This is a genomic window from Phascolarctobacterium succinatutens, from assembly GCF_958453765.1.
In the GTDB taxonomy this organism is placed as follows: domain Bacteria; phylum Bacillota; class Negativicutes; order Acidaminococcales; family Acidaminococcaceae; genus Phascolarctobacterium_A; species Phascolarctobacterium_A succinatutens_B.
In genome coordinates this window covers 1-7,707 of record NZ_CAUDZA010000044.1, presented here as the reverse complement: position 1 = coordinate 7,707, position 7,707 = coordinate 1, and the positions used below count along the sequence as shown (strand labels likewise).

The window sequence follows — 7,707 nt, the reverse complement described above, 5'->3', positions numbered from 1 at the left end:
AAAGTAAAACTATTGCTGAAGTATGAAAAGAAAAAGCAATAAGAACAGTAAGAACGTAACTTATTATTTTTCCTCTTCTTACGTAATAATAAGCTGGTACCGTTAAGGCTATAGCTATGCTTTGGCGCATTCCAGAAAAAAACATCTCAAATAAAAGCGATATCAGAAAAAAGGAACAACACAAAATAGCATCATTACTTTCTCTTTTATATAAATACATAACTGGAAGCACTGTCAACAAAGCTACTACAATCATAAGTAATCTAGCATCTCCGAAAAAACTAAGTATTTTTTCTAAAGCTAGAAAACCTATTTCCTGCCGACTATATACAAGCAAGGTTTGCCAATAAGTTCTACTGATCATGTTATATGTATTTACATATCCTTGCGTATCTACGCCTACACTTTCACTTCGTAGACATAATAATAATAAATAACCTAAGAAAAAAAATACTATTGTAATTTTATTTTTTTTTACACTATTTTTTGTCACAAGGTTCATGACAAAATAAACTAATATCGTCAAAGCTACCAATACGCCATAAACAAGCATTTATTTATCACCTTTTTTTTGTAATACTTCATTAAGTACACTTTCGAAGATTTTTGTACTACTTTCTACAGTGTGATTCTTTAAAAACGCCAAAGCAGCTCTTTCATAATAGGATTTTTGTAAATCCTCGTCATTTAAAAGCTTTATTAAATCATTTTGCAGTTGATTTTGATCTGTGCAAACCATTGCACCTCCAGTTTCTTTCATGTAAGAAACAACACCTGCATCTATTGGACCATAAGTTAAAATAGCAGCTCCACTAGCCAAGCTATCCGATGCTTTAGTAGAAAGCGAATATTTGGTAAAATTAATATCCTCTTCGCGGAAACCTTCTGCAATAACAAAAATATCACATTCTGAGATTTTTCTTTGTACCTCAGAATAATTAATTGCCCCACCATATTTGACATTAGGATGTGCTTTTAGTTCTCCATAAACAGTTTCATCGTTCTCATTAGAATAGACTTCTAATTTATAGGTTGAGTCTATAGTTTTCAGTGCATTGGCAATTTCCAATAATGCTTTATTTCTTCCTAAACGAATACTACCAAAATAAACTATCTTTGGATCTTTTTTATTTATTACTCTGAAATTTCTTCTAGGAACAGATGAATTGAAGTATACAGTTTTACCGTTCATCTTAAAAAACTGATTATATTTATCACGAATTTTATCACTACAATATACTGCGCTACAATTCCCTGCTAAAATTTGTTCAGTTAACTTCTTGAATTTATGGCGAAACCACAAATATATAGGAGATAATGAAAACTTATCATTAAAATAATAATCATCACCAATTATTGCTACAATAGGGATGTTAAATCTCTTGGCAATGAACAAAGCTATTTGTTGAGTAAAGAGATGATTACTAAAATTATATAATATACACTCTGGCTTATATTCATCTACCCATTTCAAAAAAGCTTCATTACACCAGTATTTCTTTCTCCACAAAAAACCTCTTAAAATCTCAATTATAGGCAAGTGCTTACTTCCTATTTTATAACCAATTCCAACAGTGGACGTATCCGCTAAAACCTGGTTACCATCTTCATCATGCATCTCATCATAATAATAAACTCTACCTACTGTATTAACTTTATGAAACCATTTTTTTAACAGAGAAGAATCGGTAATTTGAAACATTTCTTCACAATGGCCCTTGTTTGGCAACCAGTTCCTGCTAAAAATCTGCGCTACCTTATTACGTTCCCAAAAATGAAAATACGCATCTAATGTCCTGCTACTATCACTTTTACTATATGGAGTTGTCATTATAATTAACACTTTAGGATGCATAATATTCTCCTTAATCTCTTAATCTTTTCATATATTCATCGAAACTTCCTATAATTTTGCATGGTACACCTGCTACAATTACACCATCTGGTATATCTTTATTAACAAGACTTCCTGCACCTACAATTACATTATTACCAATTTTTACATCATATAAAATTGTACTATTTGCACCTATAAATACGTTATTTCCTATATTTATTTCACCTTGCCGAATTTTATACATATGTTGTTTGTCTAAATACTTGAATACCATACATGTTGTATCATGATTTACAAATGTAACACCTGTCGCAACTCGCACATTATTACCAAAACTAATTAAATGTGGTTCTGTGCCAAAGTTAAATGGAGTAAAAGAACAATGCACGCCTTGATTCTTAAAATAACCCATCTTTTTTAAAAATCTAGCACGTTTGTCCCCCCCCGGAACACATAATATGCTTAGTAACGTAATATAACGTTTTAATCTATTCATCTTTTATCATCTCCAAAAAACGGTTAACTGCTGAATCTACTCCATATTTTACTAGTCCAAATGAATATGCATCTTTACTGTATTTTTTAAATATGTTGGCACTAAGAGCAGAAATATGTTTAATTTTTTTTGCAAATAATTGATTTTTTTTATTTTCAATCAAAAAACCACTTATTCCATCTTCAACCTGTTCACTTATTGCACCTACATCAAATGCAATAACTGGCCGACTATACTTATAGGCATCAATTATAACTCCAGATTGTGAAGCAGAATTATAAGGAAGAATAACCCAATCAGCGTTGATAAATGCTTCTCTCATTTCTTCATCACTAATATAATTATTATTCAAAAAAATGTTTGGAAGTTTTTTAAGTTCATCAACTACACTTCGCATTTGTGGATCAACTCTGCCTATAACATCAAAATGAATCTCTGGACATAATTTAGCAATTTCCAATAAATTATCTACGCCCTTGTATGGATTAATACGACCAAAAAAAAGCACTCTCTTTGTATACCTAGGTTCAGTAAATTTAGGAAATCTTCTCCAAAGTTCCAAGAAATGTACCCTGTCTTTTTCTATACCATAGCGTTTTATTAGGTCATCAATATATTTTTTATTACGCAAGACAATATGATCAGATAGCTTTACTACAGCTTTATTCATCAAATCGACCATTTTTACTTGCTTATCGCCTTCATGCGGAATAACCTCATGTATTACCTGATAAGTACAAGCACTACCAGAAAACATCATTATCGGCAAATTCCACACATGCAAGCTTTCAAAATATATAACATCAAATTTCTCTTTTCTTATTTTCCTTATCAAAGAACCTAAAAGAAAAATATTAAATGTCTTCTTAGTAATTCCAGGTCTTTCAGGACAATCAACTAACCATGTATGATTCGATTTACGCAATGGTACCTTCGGATTTTTAATAGCTAACAAATAAACATCTTGTTCACCTTTGTCTGCTAAAGCTTCATATAAGCCAAACAGAGTATCTTGATGATCCGCATTGTCAGAGAAAGAAACTAACAAGATTTTATTTTTCATATTAGTCATATCCCCTACTTCCCCATCGCCGTCTTCTGTCCCTCAGCAACACCTTCCGTGCTTTCCGGTACAAACAAAATCTTTATCGTTGCAAAAATTATGCGCAAATCCTCCCAAAAGCTGGGATGAGCAATATACAGCAAATCCATTTGCAGCTTGTCATACGGAGTAGTGTTGTACTTGCCATATACCTGCGCATAGCCTGTAAGACCAGCCTTCGCCTGCAAGCGCAGGGAAAACTCCGGCATCTCCTTCACATATTGGCTGGCAATTTCCGGACGCTCTGGACGCGGGCCAACAACGCTCATGCTGCCGCCTATGATATTCAAAAGCTGTGGCAGCTCGTCAATACGTACCTTACGGATGAAATGACCTACCTTTGTAATGCGGTCGTCCTTATCACCGGTCGAAAGCCTTGCCACGCCGTCCTTCTCTGCATCCACGCGCATCGAACGGAACTTGAGCACATCGAACTCTTTGCCATCCTGCGTCAAACGGCGCTGCTTATAGAACACCGGGCCGCCATCTGTTTTAATAGCTATGGCCGTAATCAGCATCAGCGGCGAAATTACCAGGAACAACGCACCTGCAGAAACCACGTCGAAGATACGCTTCGCAATCGTATGCCACGGAGACGGATTATAACGGCCCACGCGCAGCATCGGCAGATGGAACATATGCATCTGCTGCGCACCGCTCATCAGCACATCGCCAATACGCGGAATAAGGTACATCATAATATTATTGGCAACACAATATTTTAAAATAATATTACGTTCATGGCTATGCACGCCACTCAAAAAAACAGTCTGCGCATTTTTCAGCAAATCCAGGTTATTAATGCAGTTATCTACAGTCAAGGTTTTGATAACAGTAAACTTCTTTTCGAAGCCATATTCATGAATCAGCTTTTCCATTCCTTGGCGCTCATCATATACAATAATCGTCTTGGTAGCAGGGAACAGGATATAATAAACAATATGTGCCAACAGACTCCAAATAGTTGAAATCACTATCTGTACTGCAAACACTCCCAAAAAAGGCCAAATATCTGGCAAACGTCGCATCAACAGACAAACAACAACATACATAATACCGTTTGCCATGCAAGCAGCCAATGCCTGACTATATACGCTTTCAGAAATACGGTTCAGCGAAATCCAAAAGGCACCATACACTCTGCCAAAAGTAACATAAAGTGCAAAAAATAAAGCTACTATCAACCAGTTGCCCATGTTATAAAACGGCTCTGCAATACGCTCAGCATAATAAGCGAACCAAGCTATAGCAAAAGGCATAGTCATCAAAAACGCATTCAGCAGCTTCATAAGCCGCAGTTCCAATTCCTTAACAAACATCACAAACACACCCTCACTTTATAATATACCCCCAAAACTATGCTCTTGCGTCGTCCTTACGCATTAATGCCGTTTTTGTCTCTAAAGCACTATTACTTTTCCGCTTCCTTGCTTCCGTAGTAATAGTAATAGCCATAACCATAGCCATGGTGCTCACTGCGCACCTTGTTCAGCACAACGCCCAGGATATTCGCCCCGGCATGCTGCAGCTGCTTCTTCACATCGCGCGCCAGGTCAACCTTCACCTCGCCGCTGTCGATAACCAGCACCACGCCGTCAACCATAGCACCCAAAACCAGTGCATCCGCAACCGGCAGCACCGGCGGCAGGTCAATCAGCACATAATCATAAATCTCTCTGGCCTCCTGCAGCAGCTCCCGCATGCGCTCGCTGCCCAGCAGCTCGCTCGGGTTCGGCGGTATCACGCCGCTTGTCACCGCATACAGGTTATCCACCTTCGTAGCCTGCGCTGCAGCGCTCAGCGGTGTACCCATGCTGATGCAGCTGGAAAGCCCCAGCTTATTGGAAAGGCCAAAATTCTTGTGCACAGTCGGGTTACGCATATCGCAATCCAAAAGCAGCACACTTTTGCCTGCCTGCGTCAGCACCACCGCCAAATTGGCAGCAGTCATGCTCTTGCCCTCGTTAGGCATGCAGCTGGTAACAGCCAGCGTCTTCAGCTCCTTACCGGCCTGCGCAAACTGGATGCTGGTGCGAATAACACGGTATGCCTCCGTCGCCGGGTTCTTCAAATCATTATGTGCAATCAGGTTTAAGCCTTCCATATTTTCCTCCATATTCTCACAGCCAGGCCAGGTTTTTTATCCTTCTCCTGCATATTCTTCTGCAAATCCTCCAAATCAGGAACACTGCCCAAAAGCGGCAAATCCAGGTATTGTGCCACATCATCGGCAGTCTTGATTGTTCTGTTGAGCAGCTCGCGCACCACTACAAAGCCACTGCTTGCCAAAATGCCCAGCAGTGCTGCCAAAAGCAGTGTCATCGCCTTACGCGGCTTCACAGGGGATTCCGGCAGCGTGCCGCTGTCCACCACCTGCACCTCGGTAGCAACGCTTGCTTCCGCAACCTTGGCCTCCTCCAGGCGTTTGGCCAGCATAACGTAAATCTCGTTAGCCACCGTCACATCACGCAGCAGGCCGACAAACTGCTGCTCCTTATCGGAAAGCTCCTTTAAGCCGTTCTTGTTTTCGCCATCAATCTGCGCCAGCTTGGCCAGGTTGCTTTGTGCCACGCTTGCTTCAGCCTCGCTGCTGAACTTGCTGGCCAGCAGCTGCTGGTGTACCGGGTTATCACTGGGAGCCTGCAAAGCGGCAACCTTGTTAATCTCGTTCTGAATCTTAGCCTTCAGGCCGGCAATCTCCTGGTTCACCTGCTGCACCTTCGGGTGGTTTTCAGTATATTTATCCATATAGCTGATGCGCTCGCCCTCCAGCTCCGCCAGCTTCGCATTATAGGATTGAATCGTTTTGTTATCCGCAATGGAAACAGCCTCGCCCTGCAGCTGGCCGTTAGCCGCTGCCAGGCGCGCATTGGCAGTCGCCAACGCCACCTTGTTTTCCGCGCTCAGCTTATCCACCATGCTCATCTTTTCGCTCGCCAGCTTCACAGCATCATCGGGAGCAATAATATTATTTTTCTTCTTATAATCTGTCAGCTTATCTTCCGCAGTCTGCAGCTCATTTTTGGCAGCCACAGCACGCTCCTCCAAAAAGCCGCGGGTAGCCTTCTGCTGGTCACGCGAAAGGTCCGTCAAACGCTTCAAAAGGCCGTCTACAATCAGCTTATTAGCCTCCTGGGCCTTTTCCGGCGTATTTGCACGCACCGTCAGCTGCATGATTTCGGTATCCTTAAAGGGCGCGGTAGTAATACGTCCCTTCACATAAGCATCATAAGCAGGATACTTGCCTTCCTTATTAGGCTGCTCCGTCTTTTGGATTACGGGCACCACAACACTGCGGCTCTTCAAAATCTCCGCATAGGTGTTCATCAGCTGGGTATTGGCCATTGCATTGCCCATCGGCATGGATTCCAAAAGGCTGGTGCCAATGCCCTTAGGCTGCTTAACACGCAGCAAAGCCTGCGATTCGTATACCGGCGTGGCCGTAGCCAGGTACACGCCTGCTGCCACCACAAAAATACCGGTAACGCGGGCGATATTGCCTGCATTGCGCTTCAAAATATTGGCTATTTCCAGCAGGTCTATAGTAATCTCTTCGTCATTATGTAAATCCTTACTCACATCTATTCTCCTCAATCATCGTTTTTAATTTCGTTGATGTAATATGCACCGGTCAGGAACGGCATAATATCCTTGCTGAAGATAACCTTATGGTTGCTGGTCAGATACAGGCAGTCGCCCTCATGCAGCTCCAGGTTCGCGCTCTGGTCAGCCTTTCTCAGATAATTGTTGATGTTCAGCTGCTGCACCTCGGTAGAACCGGCACGCACCAAAAAGATATTCCTCTTGGCAGATTTTTCGGTAAAGCCCTCCGCCTTAGCCAGTGCATCCAGCACGCGGTGGCTCTTTTCCAGCTCAAACAGGCCTGGGCGCTTAACCTCGCCCAGCACATACACACGCGTAGTACCCAGCTTCACCACATTCACACTGATCTGCGGCTTCACCAGGTAATAACCGAAGCGGCTCACCAGCTCCTCTCGGAACTGCGTCACTGTCTTGCCCGTAACATCCACATCGCCAATCAGAGGGAAGGACACCTTGCCGTCGGGGCGCACCACATACGGCGAATTCTGCGTATTACCCGCCAGTGTACTCAAATCCTCATGACCATATACCACAACCTGCAGCACATCGCCCGGGCACATCACATAATCCTGCACCTGCGCCTGTGCAGCGCTGCCTGTCCCTAAAGCCAGCGCCAATGCCAATACTACTAATGACTTTTTCATTTCATACTCCTTTATCAATTTTTTA

Annotated in this window: 8 protein-coding genes; all 8 read right to left on the bottom strand. The window is 41.8% G+C overall.

The genetic code is table 11. The annotated features are described in order from the left end of the window. Positions 1–553, bottom strand: a 553-nt coding sequence (locus Q7Q81_RS10965) for an EpsG family protein (protein ID WP_304276126.1), incomplete at its 3' end; no start/stop codon positions are given. After that, a complete protein-coding gene (locus Q7Q81_RS10960; RefSeq protein ID WP_304276121.1) occupies positions 554–1,855 on the bottom strand; it encodes a glycosyltransferase in 1,302 nt (433 codons plus the stop codon). It abuts the gene before it with no gap. Between the two features lie 10 nt (positions 1,856–1,865). Further along, the gene (locus tag Q7Q81_RS10955; RefSeq protein WP_304276118.1) at positions 1,866–2,333 is read right to left on the bottom strand and encodes an acyltransferase; all 468 of its coding nucleotides are present in this window, start codon (positions 2,331–2,333) and stop codon (positions 1,866–1,868) included. Beyond that, a complete protein-coding gene (locus Q7Q81_RS10950) occupies positions 2,326–3,396 on the bottom strand; it encodes a glycosyltransferase family 4 protein (RefSeq protein WP_304276116.1) in 1,071 nt (356 codons plus the stop codon). The genes Q7Q81_RS10955 and Q7Q81_RS10950 overlap by 8 nt, the downstream gene beginning before the upstream one ends. Positions 3,397–3,410: 14 nt before the next feature. Next, positions 3,411–4,754, bottom strand: coding sequence for an exopolysaccharide biosynthesis polyprenyl glycosylphosphotransferase (locus Q7Q81_RS10945; RefSeq protein ID WP_304276112.1), 1,344 nt, complete (start codon positions 4,752–4,754; stop codon positions 3,411–3,413). Positions 4,755–4,846: 92 nt separating this feature from the next. Further along, on the bottom strand, positions 4,847–5,539 hold the full coding sequence (locus Q7Q81_RS10940; protein ID WP_304276109.1) for a CpsD/CapB family tyrosine-protein kinase: 693 nt from the start codon (positions 5,537–5,539) through the stop codon (positions 4,847–4,849). Next, complete coding sequence (locus Q7Q81_RS10935) at positions 5,527–7,014, bottom strand: GumC family protein (protein WP_304276106.1); 1,488 nt, start codon at positions 7,012–7,014, stop codon at positions 5,527–5,529. Before Q7Q81_RS10935 ends, Q7Q81_RS10940 begins: the two co-directional genes overlap by 13 nt. 11 nt (positions 7,015–7,025) lie before the next feature. After that, entirely contained in the window at positions 7,026–7,682 is a 657-nt protein-coding gene (locus tag Q7Q81_RS10930; RefSeq protein ID WP_177508626.1) for a polysaccharide biosynthesis/export family protein, read from the bottom strand. Positions 7,683–7,707: the final 25 nt, after the last annotated feature.

Bases quoted from the DNA above. Each gene is read 5' to 3' on its own strand.
- Q7Q81_RS10930 (WP_177508626.1), bottom strand. From the start codon at position 7,682: ATGAAAAAGTCATTAGTAGTATTGGCATTGGCGCTGGCTTTAGGGACA.
- Q7Q81_RS10945 (WP_304276112.1), bottom strand. From the start codon at position 4,754: ATGTTTGTTAAGGAATTGGAACTGCGGCTTATGAAGCTGCTGAATGCG.
- Q7Q81_RS10955 (WP_304276118.1), bottom strand. From the start codon at position 2,333: ATGAATAGATTAAAACGTTATATTACGTTACTAAGCATATTATGTGTT.
- Q7Q81_RS10950 (WP_304276116.1), bottom strand. From the start codon at position 3,396: ATGAAAAATAAAATCTTGTTAGTTTCTTTCTCTGACAATGCGGATCAT.
- Q7Q81_RS10960 (WP_304276121.1), bottom strand. From the start codon at position 1,855: ATGCATCCTAAAGTGTTAATTATAATGACAACTCCATATAGTAAAAGT.
- Q7Q81_RS10940 (WP_304276109.1), bottom strand. From the start codon at position 5,539: ATGGAAGGCTTAAACCTGATTGCACATAATGATTTGAAGAACCCGGCG.